Raw genomic sequence first — 25,000 nt, 5'->3', positions numbered from 1 at the left:
AGATTAAGAAAGCATCTGTCTAATTTAAAGAATAATTGATTGGAAAGTTTTGCTTAACATTAAAAACGTATGGAGTCATTCTTATAAAAGCTTGTGACTAATGTATAACCTAATACAATTTGCCAAAAAATCAAAAATGTTTGATTAGTAGACAAGAAATTTAAGCCAGGATTTAGATTCGCAATTTGCACGTTGAAAAAAGTAAATAAAATACTTGGAATGCCTAAAAAAGTTAATTTGGCTAAATTGATGCGCCATTTCCCTGATTTATTTATTTGTGAGACTAAAAATTCAATCCCAATTAAAACACCTAAGAAAATAGTGGTAATATATTTTGCAAAGAACATCCATAAAGACTCTTTATTTTGGACACTAAAAATCCCAATTCTGAAATTAACGTAGCAAATGAGAAAAACACCCAGTCCCATAATCAGGAAAAATAATAAATAATGTAGCCACTTGTTTTTATCTTTCATTGTAAATCCTCCTTAGAATAGTAGTTTATTGTCAGAAAAGTCTTTGATTTTAAGTCCTTTAAATCTGTTTGAAATAAAGGCTAATTAGTTTTGAATAGAAAATTTTTTATAAATTTGAAACACTTCTATTTTAACATATAGAAGATTAAATACTAGTGATATTTTTAAGTAGCTGAAATGGTAAATATATGTTATAAATTAAGAAGTGAAATTCATGCTTAGGACCGATAGCTTTTATTAAAATAAAATTTTAAAATAGAGTTAGATTCTTACTCTATTATAAAGTTTAATAAAAAAATAAGAAATTTTAAAGGATATAAAAAAATTAAATAGGTATTCTAATAAAGAGCTATAAAAGGAGGCGCTAAAGTGGAGGCAAAAGTACAACAAGTTGGATTAACAACAGAAGAAGTTGCCAGCCGATTAGCAAGAGGCGAAAATAATAAACCTTTAGAGCCTATGACCAAGAGTTTTAAGAGCATATTTTATGACAATATATGTACACTTTTTAACTTTATAAATATTGTCATTGCAGGTTTTATTATATATACAGGAAGTTACAAAAACTTAATTTTTTTGGGAGTTATTGTAGCGAATACTTGTATTGGTATTTTTCAAGAAATCCGAGCTAAGCGAAATGTGGATCAGTTGAGCTTGTTAAATCAAGCTAAGATAACGGTTATTAGAAATGGTAGTCACGTTCAGATTCAACAGCATGAGCTTGTGCAAGATGATCTGATGATAGTTCGTCGTGGAGAGCAATTGTGTGTCGATGGAATCGTGATTGAAACAGAAGGACTTGAATTAGATGAGTCGCAATTAACTGGTGAAGCAGATCCAGTCAATAAATGGACAGATTCAGAAGTTTTATCTGGTAGTTACGTGATTAGTGGAAATGCATTGGTTAAAGCGACCAAAGTAGGAGAGGAAAGTTATTCTTCTAAAATTGCTTTGGAAGCTAAAAAAGGAAAAGAAATATATAGCGAATTAGTTAAAACCTTAAAAAGAATTATTAAAATGCTGACATTTGCGATTATTCCTATTGGGGGTCTGTTATTCTTTTCAAATTACATGGGAAATATGATTACAATTGAACAGGCTATCTTAGGGACTGCTGCAGCGATTATTGGGATGATTCCAGAAGGGCTGATCTTGATTACGTCAATTGCATTAGCTGTGGGTGTGATCAATTTAACGAAACGTAAAGTCTTAGTTAAGACGATGGGTTCTATTGAAACACTAGCTCGAGTTGATTTATTATGTTTAGATAAGACTGGAACTATTACCGATGGGAACTTAAAAGTAATTAATCTTTTACCTTATCAAAAGACAACTAAAGAAGAGCTAGAGAAAATAATTAGTAACCTTGTTGAGGGATTACAAGATGACAATTCAACCAGTTTAGCTTTGCAAAAAGCAGTAGAAAAAAATTTTTCGTGGAATTTGACACGAGCAGTACCCTTTTCATCTATTCGTAAATGGAGTGGTGCCACATTTGAGGGGGAAGGAACCTATATTATGGGAGCTCCTGAGTACTTATTTGCGGAATTACCTGTAGAGATTCAACTTAAAATAAATGAAGCAATTGAAAGTGGGAACCGTGTATTAGCTTTTGCGGCTAGTCAAGAACCGTTAGCAAGTAATCATTTACCAGATGATTTAAACTTGATTGGTTTGGTCTTTATGGAAGATACTATTCGACCTGAGGCTCCGGCTACATTAGCTTATTTTGAGCAACAAGGAGTAGAAGTTAGAATGATTTCTGGGGATAATCCCAAAACAGTTTCGCAGATTGCGAAAAGAGCTGGCGTAGCAAATGGGGATCGATTTATTGACATGAGTAAAATAGAAGAGGACAGTGATTTAACCGAAATCGCTGAAGCCCACACTGTTTTTGGGCGTGTTAGCCCAACTCAAAAACGTGAATTGGTTAAAGCAATGAAAAAAGCTGGACACACCGTGGGTATGACAGGTGACGGCGTAAATGATATTTTAGCGTTAAAAGAAGCTGATTGTAGTATTGCGATGGCTGAAGGAAGTGACGCTGCAAAAGGTGTTTCTGATTTTGTTTTATTGGACTCTAATTTTGATTCGATGGTGGGAGTGGTTATGGAAGGTCGGCGAGTTGTGAATAATATCCAACGAGTTGCGTCTTTATACCTAACAAAAACAGTTTATTCGGCTGTTTTAGCTGTTATTTTCATTTTTTTACGGACAGCATATCCGTTTGAACCCATTCAATTAAGTCCAATTAACGCGTTAACCGTTGGTATTCCATCCTTCTTTTTGGCATTACGTCCTAATTATAGCCAAATCAAAGGTGGATTTCTGAAAAATGTATTAAAACCAGCGTTTTCTGCAGGCTTAACTGTTGTAATTTATATTTTAACGATTCTAGTAGTAGGAAAAATGTTAAATTTAAGTTTTTCTACAACGTCAACTTTAAGTGTTTTATTAACTGGGGCAGTTTGTTTTACCGCGTTAATTCATATTTCAAGACCGCTTGATCGAAAAATAATGGCTATGATTGCCAGCTTAATTGCGTTATTTTTAATTATTTTTATTTTCTTTGGTTCTGTTTTTTCACTTGTAAGTTTGTTCAATATACAATTGTTACTTTTTGCTGTTCCATTATTGGCAACAGTCGTTCCATTGTATCATTTAATGCGTCGTATAGTGACAAGAATAGCAGATGGAAAACCAGAAGCAATATAATCTGATGGAGTAAATAGTCAGGATTCTTTCTTTTAAGAATCGTGGCTATTTATTTTTTGTCGATGGATAATCTTGTTATTTAAAAAAAAGGCACCATGAAAAATTTCTGAAAGGTGGTATAATGTAAAAGGAAATTGAAAGGGGTAAGAAAGATGGGAAATGTGATTCAAAGTTATCAAATGGACCCAAAAGTCCAAAAAAATAGATGGTTAATCTTAGTTGCAGTCGGTTTATTTACATTTATGTCGACATTAGATGGAAGCATTGTTAACATAGCAATTCCAGTGATTTCAGAGCGATTAGGAGTACCTATGAATCAATCAGAATGGATTGTTTCAGTATACTTAATGACCGTTTGTATTCTCATTTTACTATTTGGTAAGATTGGGGATTTGATTGGCAAGATTAAAGTTTTTCGGTGGGGAACGTTTATTTTTGTTTTAGGTTCTTTACTGTGTGGGATTGAGATTAATTTAGGCTTTTTATTAGTGGCAAGAATCATTCAAGCGATTGGAGCGAGTATGACAATGTCAGCTAATTATGGGATTATTACAGAGATTTTCCCTATCAAGGAACGTGGCAAAGCGTTAGGATTAATGGGTTCATTTGTTTCGCTAGGTAGTATTGCTGGCCCTGGAATCGGTGGAATCTTATTAGCGCATTTTGACTGGTCATCCATTTTTTTAATTAATGTACCAGTAGGATTAATTACTATTTTTATGGGTATGAAAATATTGCCAAAAGATTTATTTTTAAAAGAGGAAAAAATTGATTATGCAGGATTTTTAGCATTTGCTTTATTTATTGGAACATTATTTATCGGTATTTTTATTGGTCAAGAAATCGGTTTTCTTCATGGTATAGTAATAGGGATGTTTAGTATCGCTGTGATTAGTTTTATTGCCTTTATCCGAATTGAAAATAAGGTAGAAAAGCCACTTGTTCATTTTGGTTTGTTTAAGAATAGTTTATTTTCAATTAGTCTACTGTGTGCTTTTTTAATTTTTGTCACCAATTTTTTCTTTAATGTTATGATGCCTTTTTATTTACAAGGAACCTTGAGTTTACCACCTAGCCAAGCTGGTTTATTATTGATGGTTTTCCCAATGGTTATGGTCATTGCAGCTCCAATTAGTGGGAGCTTATCAGATAAAATTGGAGCAGAAATTTTAACATTTATTGGTTTGGCAGTATTAACGCTCGTTCAATTAGCCTATATATTTATTGGAGTAGATACCAATCTCATTTGGTTTGCTGTCTTAACTGGCTTGATGGGCTTAGGAAGTGCCTTATTCCAATCACCAAACAATGCAATTGTGATGTCATCAGTCCCTAAAGATCAATTAGGGATTGCAGGGAGTATGAATTCATTAGCTCGTAATTTAGGGATGGTTTTTGGAATTTCCTTTGCTACAACAATTTTATATTGGGCAATGAGTTCAAAAGCTGGATTCAAGGTAACGACATACCTAGCAGATCAACCTCAGTTGTTCGTTTATGGTATGCACGTTACATTTACCGTATCGTTTGCTATTTGTTTATTTGCTACTTGTTTGACAGGTTATCGCTTATTAAAAAAATAAAGCCGATTTTTTGAGGGAGGATGAGTCTGTGAAGAAAATTAAAGTGGGACATTACCAAGCTTTTAGTCAGGTACCTAATGAGGGAAATCCGGCGGGAGTTGTTTTTGGAGCAGAGGAATTATCTGTTAAAGAGATGCAAAAAATTGCTCAGACTGTTGGATTTAATGAGACAGTATTTGTGTTGCCATCTGAAAAAGCAGATTATCGTTTGCGTTATTTTACTCCGGGTCATGAAATCGACTTATGTGGACACGGAACGATGGCAGCTACGTATGGAATTTGTCAAAACTACGGAGTACAAGAAGAATTCCATTTTGAAACAAACGTAGGTCAAATAAAAGTTGAGTATCATATAGCAACAGGAAAAATAAAAATGGAACAAGCAGATGCAAAATTTAAACCATTTACTGGAAATGTAAAAGCACTGTGTGGTGCTATAGGAATAGAGGTTACAGAGCTAGATGACCGGTATCCAATAGAATATGGGAATACCGGAATTTGGACATTGTTGCTACCCATAAAAAAATTAGATAGCTTTAAGAGGATGCAACCACAGAACCAACTATTTTCTAAAATATTAACAGAAATTCCGACAGCTTCCATTCATCCATTTTCATTGGAAGCATACGGTGAGCGGGTTAATTTACATGGTCGTCACTTTTCCAGCAGTTTTTCAGGTACTGTAGAAGATCCAGTGACAGGAACAGCCTCGGGAGTCATGGGAGCATACTATTTAAAGGAAATTGCAAAAGTACCTATAGTTGAGTTGGCGATTGAACAGGGCCATGAAATGAGCAGGCCAGGTGAGGTTTCTGTAATGGCAAAGCAGCTAGGGAATAAGATTGAAGTTGCAATTTCAGGAGTTGCTTGTTTTGTTGAAGAGTTGGAAGTCGAATATTAGAAGATACGGAAAAACAGAGTTGGACTAGAGTGCCTAGTCCAACTCTGTTTTTATCTATATTTGTATTCTTGGATATCATATTCCTTCATGTCTTTTTTTATTCCTTCAATAGCTTGTTGATTGTCATTAAGGTCAGCTATGACAAGTGCGTATAAATAATATTTTTCAGATTCTTTTAATTTATTGAGTTTCATTAAATTAAAGGCTTTTTCATATAAAAGATATTCTAAATAATAGGTAAGATTTTCATTCTTTAATAGTTGTATACCTAAACTACAAAGGTTAACGGCTTTGTTATGTTTCCCAATTTTAGAATAAAATAATGCAGTATTATAATAAATTTTGGAAATCTCTAAACTATCTTTCATTGTATCAATAAGTGATGAAAGTTCATCTAACTGTTCTATTGATTGCTCAAAGTAAGTGCTAGCTTTATCATTTTCATTATCTCTAAAATAAGCAATTCCAATACCATTAAGTGACAGAACATCTAAAAAATCAATACTATTTTGAGATTCAGCAGCTAGGGCTTGATTGAAATAATAAATTCCATCTGATATACGATTGAACCCAACAAGACTTGTAATACCCATATAATAATAGTATTGTTTGATGTCATAAATAGTTTCTAACATATCAAATTTAATCTCTTTTTCTATAAGGTTATAAGCTTCTTCATGTTTTCGTTTTCCACATAATTCCCGAACTTGCCTAAAAATTCTATTATAATCATTGGTATTCTCTAAAGTGTACTCATAAATATCATCAAATTCAATATTTAATTTGTCTGAAATCTGTAGTAAAATTGAAATAGTAGGTAAACTACTTTTACTTTCCAGATTACTAATAGTAGCTTGAGTGCAAATTCCTTCGGCTAAGTTAGATTGAGTTAACCCTTTGGCTGTTCTATTGAACTTAATTAGTTCCCCTAATGATGTAGTCATTTTTTTCCTCTTTTCATTTTAATTTTTATTCTATTGATTAATCATACAATATTTTGTATTATTATTATAGTATTAAATTAGCATTTCATTAAAAAATTGTAAAATCAACTCTGTGTATAGATGGAAGGAGGATTAGGTAAAAATGAATATAGATGAAAATGTAATAATAATTATAAATCAAGTACCGCAAATTACACCATTTGGAAATCTGGGATTTGGATAGTTAGTAATTAAATTGCTAAATTAAAAGATAGATGGATTGTATCATCAATCTATCTATCTTTTAATCATGAGTTAATCTAGCAACCCAAGTATTTATTATTTTATTAAAAATAAGCAAAATAAAAACTATTCCAATCTTTTCGTTATGTCAACATTTTGTATACCATATAATTTAATATCACTTATAATTACGCTCACTAGATACTTGTTTCTATGAATGTCAGCTAGTATGAAAGCATACAAATAGTATTTTTCTGCCTCATCTATTTTTTTTATTTTTAATAAATTGAAGCCCTTCTCATAAAATAAATAGTCTAAATAATAAGTGAGATTTTCATTTTGTAATAATTTGATTCCTGATGTACATAACTCTATTGCTTTAGAATAGTCCTCTATTTTAGAATAGAATTTAGCTGTATTGTAGTAAACTTTTGCAATTTCTATTTTATCTTTGATACTTTCGATTAATAAAGGCAAAGCCTCTAATTTTGTGAGAGATTGCTGATAATAATTTAAGGCTTTATCATCCTCATTCTTTATATCATAAGCAATTGCAAGTCCATTTAGTGCTGATATATCTAAGTAATCAATCTGTTCATTTTCTTTTTTAGATAAAGCTTGGTTAAAATAATAAATGCCATCTGAAATTTTTCCATAGCCAATAACCCCTGTGATACCTAAATAGTAATAATACCTTTTAATATCAGAATTAGTTTCCAATTGATCTAATTGAATAGTGGTTGTAATCAAATCATAGGCTTCTTGATGTTTTTGTATTCGACAAAGGTCACGAATCTTTTGGTAAATCTGAGTGTGGTTTGCTGATTTTCCTGAAGTATAGGCGTAGACTTCACTAAACTCCATATCTAGCCGATTGGTGATTTTTAATAGAACCGAAATGGTTGGCAACCGATCTTTATTTTCTAAGTTACTGATAGTAGCTTGCGTACAGATATCCGCAGCTAACTCTGCTTGTGTCAATTTCTTCGCTAAGCGCTTACTTTTTATCTTTGCCCCTATTTGTCCAGTCATACTATCCCTTCCTTTAGTTTATTTTAATCCTTATACTAAGGATACAACATTTGTCTCTATTAATATAGTAGTTATTTTTATACGATCAAATTATTTGAATAGATATGCGTTAAATAATTTTAAAGGAAATTGAATCAAGCAAATTAGTATGTAACAGATTTAGTCTTAAAAAATGTAAAAAAAGAAAAAATAACGATTATATTATGTGAAATGCGAAATTTAACGAATTAAAATATAACTTTACCAGAATATTAACCATTAATAATAACGCAATAATCTTGATATACTGTTAAATTTTTGTTAAATGTCTCACGAAATCTTTGAGAAGTGATTGCAACCCCATCAATTAACAAGTAAAATAGATAAAGACAATATAAGATGAGGGTAGGTTTAATATGATGCCAAATTCTCCAATTAATCTGGAAGAAGCAGCAGTAGAAGAGCAAAGTGCTCAAGAGAAAATGATTCGTGGATCAGCTTGGATGACAGGTGGTAGTATTTTTTCACGTGTCTTAGGTGCTATTTATATTATTCCTTGGATGGCATGGATGGGAAGTGCAGCAACAGGGAAGGCTGCTAATGGATTATACGCGTTAGGTTACACACCTTACGCTTTATTTTTAACAATCGCAACAGCCGGAGTTCCTTCAGCAATTGCTAAACAAGTCTCCTATTATAACGCGTTAGGGGAATACAATACAGGTAGGAAATTATTTAAAAAAGGCATGGGCTTAATGGTCGTTACCGGGGTCGTTTGCTTTTTGATTATGTATTTATTAGCGCCAGTCATTGGCGTGGGGGAGCCGGATCAGATTCAAGTTATCCGTTCTCTAAGTTGGGCGTTATTAATTATTCCTGGAATGAGTTTGATTCGTGGCTTCTTTCAAGGATATCAAGAAATGGCTCCATCAGCGATTTCTCAATTAATTGAACAAATTGCGCGTATTATTTTTATGCTAGCTTCTGTTTACTTAATTATGCAAGTGTTTAATGGTCAAATGGTGACGGCTGTCACGGCTTCAACTTTTGCCGCTTTTATTGGAGCACTCTTTAGTTTACTGGCTTTAGGCTATTATTGGTTAAAGCAAAAGCCCAGAATGGATGCCTTAGCTGCAACAAGTTTAGATAAAATTGATGTTTCAACAAATGAAATTTTAGTTGAAATGATTAAAGAAGCCATTCCATTTGTAATTATTGGTTCTGGAATTACCTTCTTTCAGTTGATTGATCAATATACTTTTGAACGAATTGTTATTGCTACAACGAACACAACGGCAGTTCTAGCCAGAGAGATGTTTGCGGTGTTTGCTTTTAACGCCAATAAATTGATTATGATTACTATTTCGATTGCTGTTTCAATGGCAGTGACGGCGATTCCTTTAATTACAGAAGCATTTACCAAAAACTTAATTAAAGAAGTTCGGAAACAAGTTTCAACAAATATTCAACTGTTCTGCTTTGTGATGTTTCCAGCAGCAATTGGGATGGCAGCAGTTGCAGAACCTTTATATACGGTATTTTACCAACATAGTGATTTAGGAACAACGATTCTACAAATTTCTTGTTATATGAGTATTATTTTAGGTTTGTATACAGTTTTATCGGCGATTCTTCAATCGATGAATCAAAATAAGTATGCTATTTTTTGTTTGGTAGTTGGAGTGCTTGTTAAGGCCGCTGTTCAATATCCATTAGTAAAAATGTTCCAAGCAGAAGGTGCTTTATATGCTACAATTTTTGGTTTTAGTGTTTCTTCCTTGATGCTGTTATGGACATTGCGTAGATTAACTCGCTTTAATGTTCGCTTTATTTTTAAGCGAATTTTATTGATTACTTTGATGACACTTTTGATGGCTGTTGTGACTATTTTAGTTCGAGAACTTTGCTATCTATTTGTTAGCCCAATGAGTCGTGAATGGGCTTTAGTGGTGACTATCGTTTCAGCAATTGCTGGTGGGTTTTCATATCTTTATCTTTCTTTGAAAACTCGTTTAGCCGATCGTTTATTAGGTGCTAAAGTTGCTGGCATACGTCGCCGTTTACGAATTAAATAAAAAACTACATTCTATAATCAAAACCCACTTATGAAACTCCAATTCGGATTTCAGTAAGTGGGTTTTTTATTAATATTTATTTCAAATAAACATAATGTCTAGCGTAGTGATAGGAATAATTGATTTAAAATGAATTCGTTAATCTTAAAAAATAAAAATTAAAGTTGACAAGATTAGAAAACTCTGTTAAATTTAATTCAAATCTAATTGAATTCTAATTTTAAAACAACTTTGAAGAGAAGAGTATGTTTGCGCAGAAGTTTTACAGAGAGTCCCGTTAGCTGAAAAAGGACAATGGATGCAGAACAGAAGATGGTCTCTGAGTGGATTGGGTGAGCTGATTGTTTACTATCAGTAAGGTCAAAACGGGAGCGCCCGTTATAGCGCCAGAGTATGCAAAATCTGTAGTGATTTTAAGTACTTGGTAAGGCGAAAATAGTGATATTTTCGTAAAACAAGGTGGTACCACGTTGGTTTATACAGATAAACTCCCGTCCTTGAATCATGCATAGTGCATGTATTCAAGGACGTTTTTTTGTTTATAAGAAAAATGTTTGTTCATTAAAATAAAAGGAGGGTCAAAATAATGAAAATAGAATCGTTAATTGTTCAAGGAATTCCAGCTAAAAATAATGAAAATGGAGCCATTGTTCCACCTATTTATTTAGCCTCTACTTATGTACAACCATCGATTGAAGAGCATCAAACTTATGCGTATGGACGTGGTGGGAATCCTACTAGAAATGCATTGGAGGAATTAATCAGCAAAATTGAAGGTGTCGATTATGGTTTTGCTTTTGCTTCTGGGATGGCAGCAACGACGACTGCGTTTAATTTATTCAAATCAGGAGATAAAATTTTAGTGAACAGCAATGTGTATGGGGGAACCTATCGCTACTTAGACACTGTTTTTCAGCAACAAGAATTAAGCTATGAATTAGTTGATGACTTTAATTTACTGTCAGAAGAGGATATAGATACAACGGTTAAAGCGTTATTTATTGAAACGCCGTCTAATCCTTTGTTGCAAGTGACAGATATTCAAAGGCTGGCAGCTATTGCCCATCAAAAAGGAATTTTAATTATTGTAGACAACACCTTTGCAACACCTTATTTACAGAAACCTTTTGAATTAGGAGCTGATATTGTTTTATACTCAGCAACGAAATATTTAAGTGGGCATGCTGATATTATTGCAGGTTTACTTACTGTCGCTGATAGTGGATTGGCAGCTAGAATCAAACATCTACAAAATACATTGGGAAATGTTTTAAGTCCTTTTGACTCTTATAGCCTAATTCGTGGAATTAAAACGTTAAGTGTGCGAATGGATCGTCAAGAAGCGAATACAGTTAAAATTCTAGCTTTTCTAAAAGAACATGAAGCTATTGCTAGATTAAATTATCCGGGATCAGCTTCTCCAGAAGAAGCTGCTATTCAGAAAAAACAAACACGTGGAAACGGTTCGGTCTTTTCAATTGAATTGACCGAGGAGTATAACCCGTTAAAATTTGTGGAGGAACTGGATGTGTTTGATTTAGCCGTTAGTTTAGGCGGAGTAGAAAGTTTAGTATGCCATCCTAGCACAATGACTCATGAATCCTACGCAATTGAATTACAAGAAAAAATTGGGATTAGCGTTGGATTGTTGCGTTTTGCAATTGGAATTGAGCATGTAGATGATTTAATTAATGACTTAGCACAAGCATTGGATCTGGCTAAGAAGTAGTTTGCAGAATGAATAAAATTGGGGGAAATGAAATGAAAAAAAATAAAATTGTGTGGTTAATCAGTTTTTTACTAGTGGGTATTTTTGTTTTAATTGGATGTGGCCAGTCAGAAAAAGCAGCAGATAATCAAGAAAATGTTGATAGTTTAGCCGCTATAAAAAAGGCGGGCACGTTAAAGGTAGGTATTGAAGGAACCTTTCCACCATTTAATTTTCATGATGAAAAAGATCAGTTAAAAGGGTTTGAAGTGGAATTAGCAGAAGCCGTTGCTAAAAAAATTGGGGTTAAGGCTGAGTTTGTTGAAACAAAATGGGACTCTTTGATTGCTGGGTTAGATGTAAATAAATATGATGTTGTCTTTAATAATGTTTCGGTTACAGAAGAACGACAGAAAAAATATGATTTTACGAATCCCTATGCACATTCACATGCTACTTTGGCTGTTAAGGAAGATTCAGAAATTAAGACATTAGCTGATTTGAAAGGGAAAAAAAGCGCTCAAACAGTTTCAAGTAACTATGCTCAAGATGCTGAAAAATTAGGTGCCGAAGTCGTACCAACTGATGGATTTGCTCAGTCAATTGAACTAGTTCTAGGGAATAGGGCGGATGGGACAGTGAATGATGATGTGACGTTCTTCTATTATCAGAAGGAAAAGCCAGAGAACAAGATTCGCTTGATTGATGAAGCTATTGCCACGAGTGAAATTGCTGCAATTACAAATAAAAATAATCCTGAATTAACCAAAGCTATCGATGGTGCTTTAGCTGAATTGAAAAAAGAAGGAATCACAAGTAAACTCTCAATTACCTACTTTGGGAAAGATATTACAGAAAAATAAGTAACTGAAAATAGAGGTTAGAATTCGAAGAACAGGAGGAACTTTTTGTGAGTGAGACGATTGAATTACTAGTAACTTCTTTTTGGCCAATTTTAAAAGCTGGATTACTGATTACAATTCCGCTGACTTTGATTGCATTTACATTAGGTCTACTTATTGCAGTTGTAACAGCATTAGTGCGATTATCAAAGTTACGTATATTAAAATTTTTCTTTGCAGGCTATGTTTGGATTTTTCGAGGCACACCACTTTTAGTTCAATTATTTATTGTCTTTTTCGGGTTACCAAAAGCGGGTATTGAATTTAGTGCATGGGCTGCGGCCATTATCACATTCTCTTTAAACGTGGGTGCATATAGCTCAGAATCTATTCGCTCGGCTATTTTAGCAATTCCGAGAGGCCAATGGGAAGCAGCGTATTCGATTGGCATGTCAAAAGGGATGGTACTTTGGCGAATTATTGCCCCGCAAGCTTTACGAATTAGTGTTCCACCTTTATCCAATACGTTTATTGGCTTAGTGAAAGATACCTCCTTAGCTTCTAGTATTACAATTGTTGAAATGTTTATGGTGGGGCAACAAATTGCCTCAAGAACGTACGAACCGTTATTGTTGTATTCTTTAGTTGCTGCTATCTATTTAGTTTTTTGTACATTTTTAACTGTTTTACAAGGGAAATTAGAGATTGCTACGTCAAAGCATATTCGGAAATAGGTGATAAAACATGTTGCAAGTAAAGCAAATCAGCAAAAAATTTAATGAACAGTTAGCGCTGAAGGAGATTAATTTAAGTTTTGAAACAGGAAGTACAACAGTAATTGTAGGTCCATCAGGTTCAGGAAAGTCGACTTTATTACGATGCCTTAATTTGCTAGAAATTCCTGAAAAGGGAACGTTATCTTTAGGTGCTAGTTATTTTGATTTTACAAAGGAATTAAAGCAAAAGGATATCTTAGCTTTGCGACGAAAAACTGGAATGGTCTTTCAAGGTTTCCATTTATTCCCGCATTTAACGATTTTAAAAAATGTAATGGAAGGGCCTGTCTATGTTCGAAAGGAGTCTAAAGTCACAGCTGAAAACAAAGCCAGAGCGTTATTAAAGAAAGTTGGTTTGGCAGAAAAAGTTGATCGTTATCCAGATGAATTGTCGGGAGGACAACAACAAAGAGCCGCGATTGCGAGAGCACTTGCAATGAATCCCGAATTTTTATTGTTTGATGAGCCGACTAGCGCGCTTGATCCAGAATTAGAAGCAGAAGTATTAAGTGTCTTACGTGGCTTAGTTGAGGAAGGAAATTCTTTGATTATTGTCACTCATAACTTAGCCTTTGCAAGGGAAGTTGCCGATCGAATTTTATTTTTAGAAAATGGAGAAATTCTTTTTGAAGGAACACCAGAACTATTTTTCCAAGGATCGGGATCGAAACGAATTGAGGGATTTATTTCAGCTATGCTACCTAATAAATAAAAATAGAAAAGGAATGGTGAAACAATGACTAAAGTAAAAAGTTCAAATTTAGGGTATCCACGTCTGGGAGAAAAGCGCGAGTGGAAACGTGCACTAGAAAAATTTTGGAATGGTCAATTAACTGAAGCGGAATTAGTAGCGACAACTAAAAAAATTCGTTTAGCGGCTTTAGAGAAGCAAAAAAAACAAGGGATTGATTTGATTCCTGTGGCTGATTTTTCTTTGTATGATCATATTTTAGATACAAGTATTGCTTTTAATGTGATTCCCCAACGTTTTCAAAAAGAAGCCGTAAATGAGAGCAAATTAACGACTTATTTTAAATTAGCTCGTGGGAGCAAAGCAGGTGTAGCATCAGAAATGACTAAATGGTTTAATACCAATTATCACTATATTGTTCCTGAATTGGAGCATGCACAGCCAGAATTAAAAGAGAACTTAGCTTTAACTTATTATTTAGAAGCTAAAGAGGAGTTAGGTATTGAAGGGAAACCTGTTATTGTAGGACCTATTACGTACTTGAAACTAGGTAAAGGCTATCGAGCAAAAGAATTTCCACTTTTATTAAAAAAATTCATTCCACTTTATCAGCAATTATTAAAAGAACTTGAAGCTGCCGGAGTAGAATGGGTGCAGATTGATGAGCCCTATTTAGCAACGGGAGAGGCTAAAGCTGATATTGAACTTTATCGAAAGACCTACCAAGATTTAAAAAAAGCCGCACCAAATTTGAAAATCGAGTTGCAAACTTATTTTGAAAGTGTAGATGCTTATGAAGCGGTTGTCACTCTTCCAGTAGAGGCTATTGGTTTAGATTTTATTCATGATCATGGCGAAACGTTAGCAGCGATTGAAAAAAATGGCTTCCCGGAAGATAAAATCTTAGCTGCCGGAATTATTGATGGACGTAATGTATGGGCAAGTAATTTAGCCGAGAAATTAGAGTTAATTAAGCAGCTGTTAAAACAAGTTGCACCAGAACGATTATGGCTCCAACCATCTAATAGTTTATTGCATGTCCCGATTACGAAAAAAAGTGAAAAAGAGTTAGATCCAGTTTTACTAGGTGGATTAGCTTTTGCAGATGAAAAATTAATCGAACTAACTTTATTAACCAAAGCTGTTAACAATGGTAGAGAAAGTATCTCAAAAGAATTAGCTGAAAATCAAAGGAATAACGAGGCTTTAAATCATTCTTCTCAGCGAAATAATCCAGCGGTTAAGGAGGCTATTCTTAATTTAGAAAAATTAAAGGTTGAGCGAAAAGCGCCATTTTCTGAACGAATTAAGGTACAAAAGGACTGGTTAAATTTACCGATTTTGCCAACGACGACAATTGGAAGTTTCCCTCAGTCACCTGAAGTTCGTAAAAAACGAGCAGAATGGTTGAGAGGGGATTTATCAAAAACTGATTATGAAGGCTATATTAATCAAGAGATAGCTCGTTGGATTAAAATTCAAGAGGAGCTAGACTTAGACGTTTTGGTTCATGGGGAATTTGAGCGCACTGATATGGTTGAATACTTTGGTCAAAAACTAGCTGGTTTTCAAGCGACAAAATTTGGATGGGTTCAATCTTATGGATCAAGAGCGGTTCGTCCACCATTAATTTATGGAGATGTTGCTTTTATTGAACCGATTACTGTTAAAGAAAGTGTTTATGCTCAATCTCTGACTAAACGTCCAGTTAAAGGGATGTTGACAGCTCCAGTAACGATTATTAATTGGTCTTTTGTACGAGATGATGTTCCAAAAGCCACAGTTGGAAATCAAATCGGGTTAGCTTTGCGAAAAGAAGTTGAAGCCCTTGAAGCAGCAGGAATTAAAATTATTCAAGTGGATGAACCGGCTTTAAGAGAAGGATTGCCATTGAAGCGTGAAAGATGGAAAGCTTATCTAGATGCAGCCGTATATTCTTTTAAATTAACGACTACTTCGGTAGCCAATGATACGCAAATTCATACACATATGTGTTATGCAGAATTTGATGATGTAATTGAAACGATTGATGCGCTAGATGCAGATGTGATTTCAATTGAAGCTTCGAGAAGTCATGGTGAAATTATTTCGACTTTTGAAAAAAATACCTATGACAAGGAAATCGGATTAGGTGTATATGATATTCATAGTCCGCGAGTTCCAAGTGTTGAAGAAATTCTAGTAAATATTAGACGTCCGTTAAAGGTAATTCCAATTGAACAATTTTGGATTAATCCTGATTGCGGTTTAAAAACGAGAAAAGAGCCAGAAACAATTGAAGCCTTGAAAAAAATGGTTGAGGCAACAAAAATTATTCGAGCAAGCTATTAGAAGGAATAGGTAGCTGAAAGGAGAAAGTAGGCGATTGGATTGGGATTAAAAGAAGTTTTAGGGACTAAATTATTGATTGCTGATGGAGCAATGGGCACATTACTTTATCAATATGGTATTGATCGCTCTCACGAAGAATTAAATTGTTCTCATCCAGAAGCTATTTTGAAAATTCATCAAGATTACCTTGCAGCTGGTGCAGATATTATTCAAACGAATACCTATGGAGCCAATTATATTAAATTGGCTCGGTATGGTTTAGAAGACCAAGTTCAGAAAATTAATCGAGCTGGAATCACCCTAGCCAAAGAAGCGCGAGGGGATAAAGAAGCGTTTATTTTAGGGACGATTGGTGGTATCTATGGAGCAGTTGATACAAAAATACATGATCCTGGTATGGAAGAAATTAGTCGTAGTTTTAAGGAGCAATTGTATTGTTTATTATTAGGTGGTGTTGATGGTATTTTATTAGAAACATATTATGATTTAAATGAGCTGAAAACTGTTCTAGCAATTGCAAGGGAAGCTACGGATATTCCCATTATTGCAAATGTATCCATTCACGAAGTTGGCATATTAGCAAATGGACAGTCATTAGCAACAGCTTTAGAGGAACTAGCTGATTTGGGTGCAAATGTTGTCGGGACGAATTGCTTATTAGGTCCACATTTTATGGCTCAATCTTTTGAATCAGTGCCTTTAATTCCTGGGAAAGTTTTAGCGGCTTATCCTAATGCTAGCTTTCCTACAATGGAGAATGGACGGATTGTTTATCAAAAAGAAACAGACTATTTTAAATTATTTGGTGAATTATTTCGAAAAGAGGGAGTGGGTTTAATTGGTGGCTGTTGCGGTACAACTCCAGAACACATTGCAGCTTATCGCAAAGGTTTAACTACGTTAGATTTAGTTACTCAAAAAAAGGTGAAAGCTTTAACCACATACAGGTTTCAAGCTAAACAAGAAACGGGAAAAGAGCGATTACTAGATAAAGTTCAAAGAGAGTTTACAGTATTGGTTGAATTAGATCCGCCGCGTACTTTTAATACAACTGCTTTTTTTAAAGGTGCTGCTCGTTTGAAAGAAGTTGGGGTTGATGCGATTACATTATCCGATAATTCTTTAGCTAGCGCACGTATTAGCAATATGGCTTTAAGTGCAATGTTAAAATATGAGTATGATATCCAGCCTTTGGTTCATTTGACAACTAGGGACCATAATTTAATCGGATTGAATTCGCAGATTATGGGTTTTCATAAGTTAGGTATTCATGACGTTCTGGCGGTAACGGGTGACCCAGCTAAAGTTGGTGATTTTCCTGGCGCATCTTCAGTATTTGATGTAAGTTCTTTTGAATTAATCAAGTTAATAAAAAATTTCAATCAAGGAATTGCTTATACAGGGAAGAATTTACGAGAGAAAACTAATTTTCAAGTAGCAGCCGCATTTAATCCAAATATTCCTCGGTTAGAAAGAGCTGGATGCCTTTTGAAAAAGAAACAAGAAGCTGGTGCAGATTATTTCATCACACAACCGATTTTTGATAGTGAAAAAGTCAAGATATTAAAAGAAGTGATGAAAACTGCAGGAGTTACTATTCCAATATTTATTGGGGTCATTCCCTTGGTTTCAAGTCGGAATGCTGAATTTCTACACAATGAAGTTCCAGGAATCCTATTGACTGATGAAACAAGAGAACGAATGAGGATGGCTGAAGAAGAAGGACGAGGTTTAGAGGTTGGTATGACAATTGCTAAAGAATTAATTGATGAAATTTGTCAGGAATTTAATGGAATTTATTTAATGACTCCATTTATGAATTATGAAATTTCAGCAGAATTATGTGAGTATATTCAAGCTAAAAAACAGCAAGAAAAAAGTATTTGTTCATGTGGTCAAGTTCATAGTCAGTGATTTATCTAACTTTTTGAACCAACTCTTCGAGAAAAAGATAAAAATTCGAGGTGGAAAAAAGCGCCACATCAATTTTCCCTATTTTCTTGCCAAGTCCAGCTTTTTTGAGTTAGCCTCTCGGAAGAAAGATGAAATTTCGAGGTGACAAAAAACGTCACATCGAATTTCCCTATTCTTCATTCGAGCCTGAGCGAACTCAACAAACTTTTGATAGAGTTACCCGGTTCAACAAGCTTTTTATTTAGGCTAGCTTTTTTGAACCAACTCTTCGAGAAAAAGATAAAAATTCGAGGTGGCAAAAAACGCCACATCAATTTTTCCTATTTTCTTGTCAGAGCTGAACGGTTCAACAAGCTTTTTATTGAATATTGAAATCTAGCTATTTTTTCTCTATACTAGTAGAGAAGAAAGAGTTGGAGGGGAAAACGTGCGTTTAGATAAGTTTTTAGCTCATACAGGTTTTGGTACGAGAAAGTCAGTTAAAAGTATCATTAAAGCGAAGCAAGTCAGGATAAATGATAAAATCGCTAAGGATGGAAAAGAGCAAGTTAAACCAGAAGTAGATCAGGTTTTTGTTTTAGATGAAAAGGTCCACTATCAAGAGTTTATTTATTTAATGCTCCATAAACCTCAGGGAGTTGTAAGTGCGACTATTGATAATGTTCATCCTACAGTGATTAGTTTACTGGGTCCTAATGAACAACTTTTCGACCCGTTTCCAGTCGGTCGTTTAGATAAAGATACTGAGGGTTTATTGTTGGTAACGAACGATGGTACTTTAGCCCACAACTTATTATCGCCTAAAAAGCATGTGGCAAAATGCTATCAGGCTACAATTCAGGGGATTGTGACAAAAGAAGACCAAGTTGAATTTGAAAAAGGACTAACATTAAATGATGGATTTCTCTGCCAGCCAGCGGAGTTGGACATTTTAGAAGTAGATGAAAGCCAGCAAATTTCTCAAATTCAAGTGACGATTCATGAAGGCAAATTCCATCAAGTCAAGCGTATGTTTGAGGCAGTGGATAAAAAAGTTACTTATTTAAAACGTCTGTCAATGGGCCCAATTCGATTAGATGAAAGGTTGGACTTAGGAGAATATCGAGCTTTGACAGAAGCTGAAATGGATTTGTTACAAGGGATACAAAAGGATAATTAAAAGAAGAGGAAAGAAATCAGATGTCTAATTTCTTTCCTCTTCTTTTTAAAAGTCAAATTTTGTAGCAAAATCTTTCATGGTTTTTGGAATTAGTTGAATAATTTGAGTAGGCAAGGTTACGTAGTGAGTTTTAGCCAATTGATCGGCAATATAGCTATGCAGAAAAACAGAAGCCAAGACTGCTGTTTTGTGATTTGGAAATTGTGCTAAAAATCCTGCTAACATTCCTGTTAAAGCGTCTCCCATTCCCCCCGTAGCCATTGCTGGATTTCCAGCAGTATTTTGCCAAACTTCATCTTCAAAATAAATTTCTGAATGGTGTTTTTTCAGAACCACTGTTGCATTCAATTGTTTTCTAAAGTGAGCATTTAAGTCTTTTGTTTGTTCTTCGGGTTTTAGTTTACTTAGTCTTTGCCATTCGCCCAAATGAGGAGTGTAGACAGTTTTAGCTTTTGGCGTTTTTAAGTTTTCTTGCGCCATTAAGGTAATAGCAGATCCATCAATCACAATTTGTTGGTGGCTAGAGACAGTTGCTAAGACTGTTTTCAAGATATCTAATGCTTCTTTTTCTAAGCCCAGTCCAGGTCCAATTACAATTACATCTGATTTTTTTATTTGATTGATCAATTTTTCAGAGTGATATGCATTTAGAACCATTGCTTCAGGCAATCGTCCATGAAGTGCTGCATGATTATTGGGATGAGTAGCTACAGTAACTAAACCTGCTCCGCTATAGACTGCCCCGCTGGCTGCAATCATAATTGCTCCGCCCATTTCTTCATTTCCACCAATCAAAAGGACACGACCATAATTTGTTTTGTAACTTTCATTTTTTCGTTTAGGTAAAATACCTTGTACAATGTTTTGATCTAATTTTTGCATAACTAACGCCTCCGATTGTAATAAAAAGCTCATTGAGCCGGGTAGCTCTATCAAAAGTTTGTTGAGTTGGCTTAAAAGAGCTAGCCTAATAGAGTGTTGAGAGTGTTTATTTCTCTTTTAAGTAGATTGAGAGAATTCTCTATACTGTATCTATTATAGAATGAAATAAACCAATTTGCACGAGGAGTTCGTTAAAATTGAAAATAAATTTATTTCTCAGACTAAAAATACAGATAAGCATGGTAAAATAGCCCGAAAATTGATATGATTAGGATGTTGAAATTCAGAAATAGAGGAGTGTTTGTAAATGGGAATCGATTGGAAAAAAGAAGTAGAAGCCCGCAAAGACGATATGTTTGCTGACTTATTTACACTGCTAAAAATTGATAGCGTCAGAGATGATAGCAAAGCGACAGAGGATGCTCCTGTAGGGCCAGGTCCTAAAGAAGCTTTATTGAAGTTCTTAGAAATTGGTGAACGTGATGGTTTTATTACTAAAAACGTTGGCAATTTAGCTGGACATATTGAATATGGAAGTGGTTCTGAGACGTTAGGTGTTTTTGCCCACGTTGACGTTGTTCCGGTTGGGACAGGTTGGACACATGACCCATTTGATCCAATTGTTAAAGATGGTCGAATTTATGCTCGCGGTTCAAGTGATGATAAAGGACCTGGCATGGCTGGGTATTATGCGCTTAAAATAATTAAAGAGTTGGGTTTACCTGTTTCTAAAAGAGTTCGCTTTATTATTGGAACAGATGAAGAGAGTGGCTGGAAGTGTATGGACCACTATTTAGCGGTTGAAGAAAAACCTGATTTTGGTTTCTCACCAGACGCTGAGTTTCCAATTATTAACGGTGAAAAAGGAATTCTATCTGTCTATTTAAATTTTAAAGGCGATAATAAAGGAGCAGCGAATGAACTAGTTCGTTTTGATGCTGGTTTACGTGAAAATATGGTTCCTCAAGATGCATCTGCTGTAGTAATCAGCGATGAAGCTGAAAAAATGAAGTCAGATTTCTTTGATTTTGTTGAACAACATCCTATTTCTGGAACGTGTGAAGTAGCTGATAATCAAGTGACGTTTACTGTTGTAGGTAAAGGCGCTCATGGAATGGAGCCGCGTGGTGGAATTAATGCAGCAACATTCTTAGCGACTTTCTTGACTCGTTATGCATTTGGTGGCGATGCTAAAAATTATTTAGCAGTGACTGCTAAGTATTTACATGATGATTCTCGTGCGCATAAATTAGCTTTAAACTACGTAGATGATGTGATGGGTGATTTGACAATGAATCCAGGAGTGTTTACATTTACTCCAGAAAAAGGAGGACAAATTGTCTTAAACTTCCGCTTCCCTCAAGGCGTAACTGTTGAAGGGATTGAGAGTTCACTAACCAACCAATTAGCAGACTATGGGATTACATTAAGCCGTGGAAAAGCCCAACTGCCTCACTATGTACCTGCGGATGATCCAATGGTAAAAGTTTTATTAGATGTTTATGAAAAACATACAGGCGAAAAAGGTGTAGAGAAAACAATTGGTGGAGGCACATATGGACGTTTATTAGAACGTGGTGTTGCCTATGGAGCAATGTTCCCTAACAGCATTGATACCATGCATCAAACAGACGAGTTTATGGCGATTGATGACTTAGTGAATGCAACAATTATTTACGCAGATGCTATGTACGAATTGATTAAATAGAGTAATAAATATTAAAAAGGAAGATGGAAGGATAATTATCCTTTCTCATCTTCCTTTTTTCTATTTTATAGAGCGTTTTGGTAAATTTTACGACTGATTTCTAATGTTTGGTCTTGTCTTTCTGAAAGTTTACTTAAACCGTGTTTATCTAATTGGTCAACTAAAATATCCACTACCTCAGCATCTAAATCATAGTCACTAAAATGAGTCGGAGCTCCTAAACTTTCGAAAAATTCACGTGTTTTATTGATAGCTAAAGTTGCTTTTTCCTCAGCTGTACCATCAGTAATCAACCAAACGCGTTCTGCATATTGAACAAGCTTATCTAGTTTTTCAGTTTTACGTATTTCTAATAAAGAAGGCAAGACAATTGCTAACGTCCGGGCATGATCAATATGGTAAAGTGCTGTAATCTCGTGGCCGAGACTGTGTGAAGCCCAGTCTTGTGGCACGCCAGGCGAAAGAATACCATTTAAAGCATTGGTTGCAGTCCACATAAAGTTTGCTCTTAGGTTGTAATCGTGATTGGTTTCATCAATTACTTTTGGTCCAATCTCAATTAAAGTTTGCAATAAGCCTTCCGCAAAACGGTCTTGAACCATTGCACCAACTGGATATGTCATATATTGCTCCATTATATGGACAAAAGAATCAATTACACCATTAGCAAGTTGACGTTTTGGAAGAGTGTAGGTTAACTCAGGATCTAAAATAGAGAATTGTGGGAATGTCACTGGACTTCCAAAGCCAAGCTTGGCTTTTTTTTCAACAAAAGTGACAACACCACCACTATTCATTTCTGAACCAGTTGCCGGTAAGGTTAAAATAGATCCAAAAGGTAGAGCTTTTGTGATTGGCAACTTGTCGCCAATACCTGCTCCAAAAATATGAATTGGATCACGATCAAATAAAGCACCAGCTGCGATAAACTTTGTGCCATCAATAACAGAACCGCCACCAACAGCTAAAAGATAATCATAACCATCACGTTTAACTAGTTCAACAGCTTTCATCAAAGTTTCATAGGTAGGGTTCGCTTCAATTCCACCAAATTCACCAATTTGATAGCCAGCTAAAGCTGCTTTGACTTTATCAAGAGTTCCAAAACGCACTACGCTTCCGCCGCCGTATAAAAGTAAAACTTTTTTATCTTTAGGTACCAAAGTGGCTAATTCTTCGATTCGATTTTTACCAAAGATTATTTTTGTGGGGTTGTAGTAATTAAAATTTGCAATTTCTGTATTCATTTGACACCATCCTTTTTATAAAAATAGTATACCATAAGAATCCTTAAAAGCTCATCGATAGAGCTTGACCATTCCCTACTAGTTTATTTTTTCTACAGTAATATGGGGAATTTCTTGCAGTGCTTCGACTAGCTCCATTTCTTCAGTAGAATTTTTAGTGCGAATGCTAAAATAAATATGATATACTTTGGTTTCTTCGAAAATTTCACGTTTTGATTCAAAATTTTGATAGACTTTTTGTTTTTCTTTTAATAATCCAGTAACTAAAGGAATAGATTCAGCTTTTGTTGTAGAAAGTGTTAGAGTTGTTGTATGATAGTCAATTTTTCGGAAAAAAATGGCAGAAAACTCAAAGCCAATAATAGTTAAAATAGTAGCACCAATGCTGACAATATACATCCCACCACCGACAGCCAAACCAATGCCAGATGTTGCCCAAATTCCAGCAGCACTTGTCAACCCAACGACGTTTTGTTTTTGAATAATAATCATACCGGCACCGATAAACCCGATTCCACTAACAACTTGTGCTGCGACGCGACTTACGTCTAAAGAAAAACCAGGTGTCCCAACAACGTCACTAAAACCATGTTGAGAGATAATCATTAAAAGAGCACTGCCTAAACAAACTAGAGAGTGCGTTCGGATGCCAGCTTCTTTCGCTCTAAACTCTCGATCAAAGCCAATAATACCACCTAATAGACCAGCTAAGGCTAAACGTGATAAAAATAAAATATTCATGTTATCCATAATTAATCATCCTTTATTTTTTTGTATAACTATAGTGTAACATAGATAGAGCTGTTTTTTCGACTAGTTTAATGGTGCATAGGGGAAGGATTAGTGCTAAAATATAGGATGAAAGTACTGGAGAAAGCTGATAAAATTAAAAAGCTAAAAAGGGTGTGAATGACGATGAAAAAGATTTTAGTTTTTGGTGGAAATCGCTTTTTTGGACAAAAGACTGTACAAGCTTTAATTCAAAAAGGCTATTTGGTAACGATAGCGAATCGTGGATTACGATCCGATGATTTTGGTGATAACGTTAATCGCATAAAGGTAGATCGCACAGATCCAATGAGTAGTGGCTGGCAAGAAATTAGTCAGAGCTATTGGGATGTGGTAATTGATAATATTTGCTATACAAAAGAAGAAGCGCAAATTGCGATTGATTATTTAACTGGGAAAGTTGGACAATATATTTTCACTTCCTCATTATCAGTATATGAAGGGGAACAAATTGGCTTTAGTGAGACTGATTTTAGACCAGACACCTTCATAATTGATCCTGCTAGTGAACTGAATTATTCTGAAGGGAAGCGTCAAGCTGAAGCTACCTTTGTAGCAGCAAGTGATTTTCCAGTGGCTATTTTACGAATTCCTATTGTGTTAGATGATGACGATTATACTGAACGACTGCATTATTATATTCGGAAAATAAGAAATGAAGAGACGATTTTAGTTCGTGATTTATCGGCACAAATGAGTTTTATCAAAGGAAGCGAAGTGGCTAAAGTGATGCTTTGGTTAATCGACATAAATTTCAAAGGGATTATTAATGCAAGTTCAAAAGAAATCATCTCTATGAATAATTTAATGAATTGGATTGAAGAAGTGGTTAAGGTTGAGCCATTAGTGATTGAATCAGACCAAGATGAAAATCAGTCGCCATTTAGTGTTGAAAAAGATTGGTATCTTGATTGCCAAAAAATGAGTGAATTAGGGTATCCATTACCAGATTTGAGTTCATGGCTAGTTCCTTTAATAAGAAGATTAAATGAAAAAATGGCAATGAATGCATAGAAAGAAGGCAGA

The 25,000-nt window shown here is 34.7% G+C and carries 19 protein-coding genes; 13 read left to right on the top strand and 6 right to left on the bottom strand.

The features are described 5' to 3' along the window. Window positions 1-59: 59 nt before the first annotated feature. Window positions 60-476: a hypothetical protein gene (locus BR77_RS05670; protein ID WP_015075894.1), complete on the bottom strand. Its 417-nt coding sequence runs from the start codon at window positions 474-476 to the stop codon at window positions 60-62. Between the two features lie 369 nt (window positions 477-845). Between BR77_RS05670 and BR77_RS05665 the strand changes: the two genes are divergently transcribed. The 3 genes from BR77_RS05665 (at window position 846) to BR77_RS05655 (ending at window position 5,675) form a co-directional block, all read left to right on the top strand. Further along, on the top strand, window positions 846-3,191 hold the full coding sequence (locus tag BR77_RS05665; protein ID WP_015075895.1) for a cation-translocating P-type ATPase: 2,346 nt from the start codon (window positions 846-848) through the stop codon (window positions 3,189-3,191). 152 nt (window positions 3,192-3,343) lie between these two features. Next, complete coding sequence (locus tag BR77_RS05660) at window positions 3,344-4,774, top strand: MFS transporter (RefSeq protein ID WP_010050252.1); 1,431 nt, start codon at window positions 3,344-3,346, stop codon at window positions 4,772-4,774. Between the two features lie 28 nt (window positions 4,775-4,802). Next, window positions 4,803-5,675 (top strand): PhzF family phenazine biosynthesis protein, encoded by an 873-nt coding sequence (locus BR77_RS05655; RefSeq protein WP_035064187.1) that lies wholly within the window; start codon window positions 4,803-4,805, stop codon window positions 5,673-5,675. Between the two features lie 50 nt (window positions 5,676-5,725). Here BR77_RS05655 and BR77_RS05650 read toward each other — a convergent pair whose 3' ends face one another. Both BR77_RS05650 and BR77_RS05645 read right to left on the bottom strand, forming a co-directional pair. Further along, on the bottom strand, window positions 5,726-6,619 hold the full coding sequence (locus BR77_RS05650) for a helix-turn-helix domain-containing protein (protein ID WP_015075897.1): 894 nt from the start codon (window positions 6,617-6,619) through the stop codon (window positions 5,726-5,728). A gap of 348 nt (window positions 6,620-6,967) precedes the next feature. Beyond that, entirely contained in the window at window positions 6,968-7,873 is a 906-nt protein-coding gene (locus BR77_RS05645) for a helix-turn-helix domain-containing protein (RefSeq protein WP_035064184.1), read from the bottom strand. Window positions 7,874-8,268: 395 nt separating this feature from the next. On the opposite strand from BR77_RS05645, the gene BR77_RS05640 reads away from it, so the two are divergent. From BR77_RS05640 to BR77_RS05605, 8 genes are all read left to right on the top strand, one after another. Beyond that, entirely contained in the window at window positions 8,269-9,927 is a 1,659-nt protein-coding gene (locus BR77_RS05640) for a putative polysaccharide biosynthesis protein (RefSeq protein WP_010050257.1), read from the top strand. A gap of 586 nt (window positions 9,928-10,513) precedes the next feature. Continuing rightward, a complete protein-coding gene (locus tag BR77_RS05635; RefSeq protein WP_015075899.1) occupies window positions 10,514-11,656 on the top strand; it encodes a trans-sulfuration enzyme family protein in 1,143 nt (380 codons plus the stop codon). A 32-nt stretch (window positions 11,657-11,688) separates the two neighbouring features. Further along, window positions 11,689-12,498 carry a transporter substrate-binding domain-containing protein gene (locus BR77_RS05630; protein WP_035065996.1) on the top strand — a complete coding sequence of 270 codons (810 nt, stop codon included), beginning with the start codon at window positions 11,689-11,691 and terminating at the stop codon, window positions 12,496-12,498. A gap of 47 nt (window positions 12,499-12,545) precedes the next feature. After that, window positions 12,546-13,211, top strand: a complete 666-nt coding sequence (locus BR77_RS05625) for an amino acid ABC transporter permease (RefSeq protein ID WP_010054089.1) — start codon at window positions 12,546-12,548, stop codon at window positions 13,209-13,211. A gap of 10 nt (window positions 13,212-13,221) precedes the next feature. Next, window positions 13,222-13,965: an amino acid ABC transporter ATP-binding protein gene (locus BR77_RS05620; RefSeq protein ID WP_015075901.1), complete on the top strand. Its 744-nt coding sequence runs from the start codon at window positions 13,222-13,224 to the stop codon at window positions 13,963-13,965. A 24-nt stretch (window positions 13,966-13,989) separates the two neighbouring features. Beyond that, entirely contained in the window at window positions 13,990-16,275 is a 2,286-nt protein-coding gene (gene metE / locus BR77_RS05615; RefSeq protein ID WP_035064180.1) for a 5-methyltetrahydropteroyltriglutamate--homocysteine S-methyltransferase, read from the top strand. Window positions 16,276-16,314: 39 nt separating this feature from the next. Continuing rightward, window positions 16,315-18,189, top strand: a complete 1,875-nt coding sequence (locus BR77_RS05610) for a bifunctional homocysteine S-methyltransferase/methylenetetrahydrofolate reductase (RefSeq protein WP_015075904.1) — start codon at window positions 16,315-16,317, stop codon at window positions 18,187-18,189. 427 nt (window positions 18,190-18,616) lie between these two features. Beyond that, window positions 18,617-19,348, top strand: a complete 732-nt coding sequence (locus BR77_RS05605) for a pseudouridine synthase (protein ID WP_015075906.1) — start codon at window positions 18,617-18,619, stop codon at window positions 19,346-19,348. 45 nt (window positions 19,349-19,393) lie between these two features. On the opposite strand, the gene BR77_RS05600 is transcribed toward BR77_RS05605, so the two are convergent. Next, a complete protein-coding gene (locus BR77_RS05600) occupies window positions 19,394-20,230 on the bottom strand; it encodes an NAD(P)H-hydrate dehydratase (protein WP_015075907.1) in 837 nt (278 codons plus the stop codon). 307 nt (window positions 20,231-20,537) lie between these two features. On the opposite strand from BR77_RS05600, the gene pepV reads away from it, so the two are divergent. After that, on the top strand, window positions 20,538-21,938 hold the full coding sequence (gene pepV / locus BR77_RS05595; RefSeq protein WP_015075908.1) for a dipeptidase PepV: 1,401 nt from the start codon (window positions 20,538-20,540) through the stop codon (window positions 21,936-21,938). A gap of 65 nt (window positions 21,939-22,003) precedes the next feature. On the opposite strand, the gene BR77_RS05590 is transcribed toward pepV, so the two are convergent. Both BR77_RS05590 and BR77_RS05585 read right to left on the bottom strand, forming a co-directional pair. Continuing rightward, the gene (locus tag BR77_RS05590; protein WP_035064176.1) at window positions 22,004-23,185 is read right to left on the bottom strand and encodes an iron-containing alcohol dehydrogenase; all 1,182 of its coding nucleotides are present in this window, start codon (window positions 23,183-23,185) and stop codon (window positions 22,004-22,006) included. Window positions 23,186-23,263: 78 nt separating this feature from the next. Further along, window positions 23,264-23,935 carry an MgtC/SapB family protein gene (locus tag BR77_RS05585; RefSeq protein ID WP_010054099.1) on the bottom strand — a complete coding sequence of 224 codons (672 nt, stop codon included), beginning with the start codon at window positions 23,933-23,935 and terminating at the stop codon, window positions 23,264-23,266. Window positions 23,936-24,100: 165 nt separating this feature from the next. On the opposite strand from BR77_RS05585, the gene BR77_RS05580 reads away from it, so the two are divergent. After that, on the top strand, window positions 24,101-24,988 hold the full coding sequence (locus BR77_RS05580) for an NAD-dependent epimerase/dehydratase family protein (RefSeq protein ID WP_035065993.1): 888 nt from the start codon (window positions 24,101-24,103) through the stop codon (window positions 24,986-24,988). Window positions 24,989-25,000 lie beyond the last annotated feature (12 nt).

Source organism: Carnobacterium maltaromaticum DSM 20342 (assembly GCF_000744945.1).
In the GTDB taxonomy this organism is placed as follows: domain Bacteria; phylum Bacillota; class Bacilli; order Lactobacillales; family Carnobacteriaceae; genus Carnobacterium; species Carnobacterium maltaromaticum.
The sequence above is the reverse complement of the archived record's forward strand: the minus strand, read 5'-3'. Positions and strand labels throughout refer to the sequence as shown.

What these genes read in the sequence shown, in the direction of transcription:
- BR77_RS05670 (WP_015075894.1), bottom strand. Translation starts at nt 476, where the DNA reads ATGAAAGATAAAAACAAGTGGCTACATTATTTATTATTTTTCCTGATT.
- BR77_RS05660 (WP_010050252.1), top strand. Translation starts at nt 3,344, where the DNA reads ATGGGAAATGTGATTCAAAGTTATCAAATGGACCCAAAAGTCCAAAAA.
- BR77_RS05650 (WP_015075897.1), bottom strand. Translation starts at nt 6,619, where the DNA reads ATGACTACATCATTAGGGGAACTAATTAAGTTCAATAGAACAGCCAAA.
- BR77_RS05645 (WP_035064184.1), bottom strand. Translation starts at nt 7,873, where the DNA reads ATGACTGGACAAATAGGGGCAAAGATAAAAAGTAAGCGCTTAGCGAAG.
- BR77_RS05640 (WP_010050257.1), top strand. Translation starts at nt 8,269, where the DNA reads ATGATGCCAAATTCTCCAATTAATCTGGAAGAAGCAGCAGTAGAAGAG.
- BR77_RS05635 (WP_015075899.1), top strand. Translation starts at nt 10,514, where the DNA reads ATGAAAATAGAATCGTTAATTGTTCAAGGAATTCCAGCTAAAAATAAT.
- BR77_RS05630 (WP_035065996.1), top strand. Translation starts at nt 11,689, where the DNA reads ATGAAAAAAAATAAAATTGTGTGGTTAATCAGTTTTTTACTAGTGGGT.
- BR77_RS05620 (WP_015075901.1), top strand. Translation starts at nt 13,222, where the DNA reads ATGTTGCAAGTAAAGCAAATCAGCAAAAAATTTAATGAACAGTTAGCG.
- metE (WP_035064180.1), top strand. Translation starts at nt 13,990, where the DNA reads ATGACTAAAGTAAAAAGTTCAAATTTAGGGTATCCACGTCTGGGAGAA.
- BR77_RS05600 (WP_015075907.1), bottom strand. Translation starts at nt 20,230, where the DNA reads ATGCAAAAATTAGATCAAAACATTGTACAAGGTATTTTACCTAAACGA.
- pepV (WP_015075908.1), top strand. Translation starts at nt 20,538, where the DNA reads ATGGGAATCGATTGGAAAAAAGAAGTAGAAGCCCGCAAAGACGATATG.
- BR77_RS05590 (WP_035064176.1), bottom strand. Translation starts at nt 23,185, where the DNA reads ATGAATACAGAAATTGCAAATTTTAATTACTACAACCCCACAAAAATA.
- BR77_RS05585 (WP_010054099.1), bottom strand. Translation starts at nt 23,935, where the DNA reads ATGGATAACATGAATATTTTATTTTTATCACGTTTAGCCTTAGCTGGT.
- BR77_RS05580 (WP_035065993.1), top strand. Translation starts at nt 24,101, where the DNA reads ATGAAAAAGATTTTAGTTTTTGGTGGAAATCGCTTTTTTGGACAAAAG.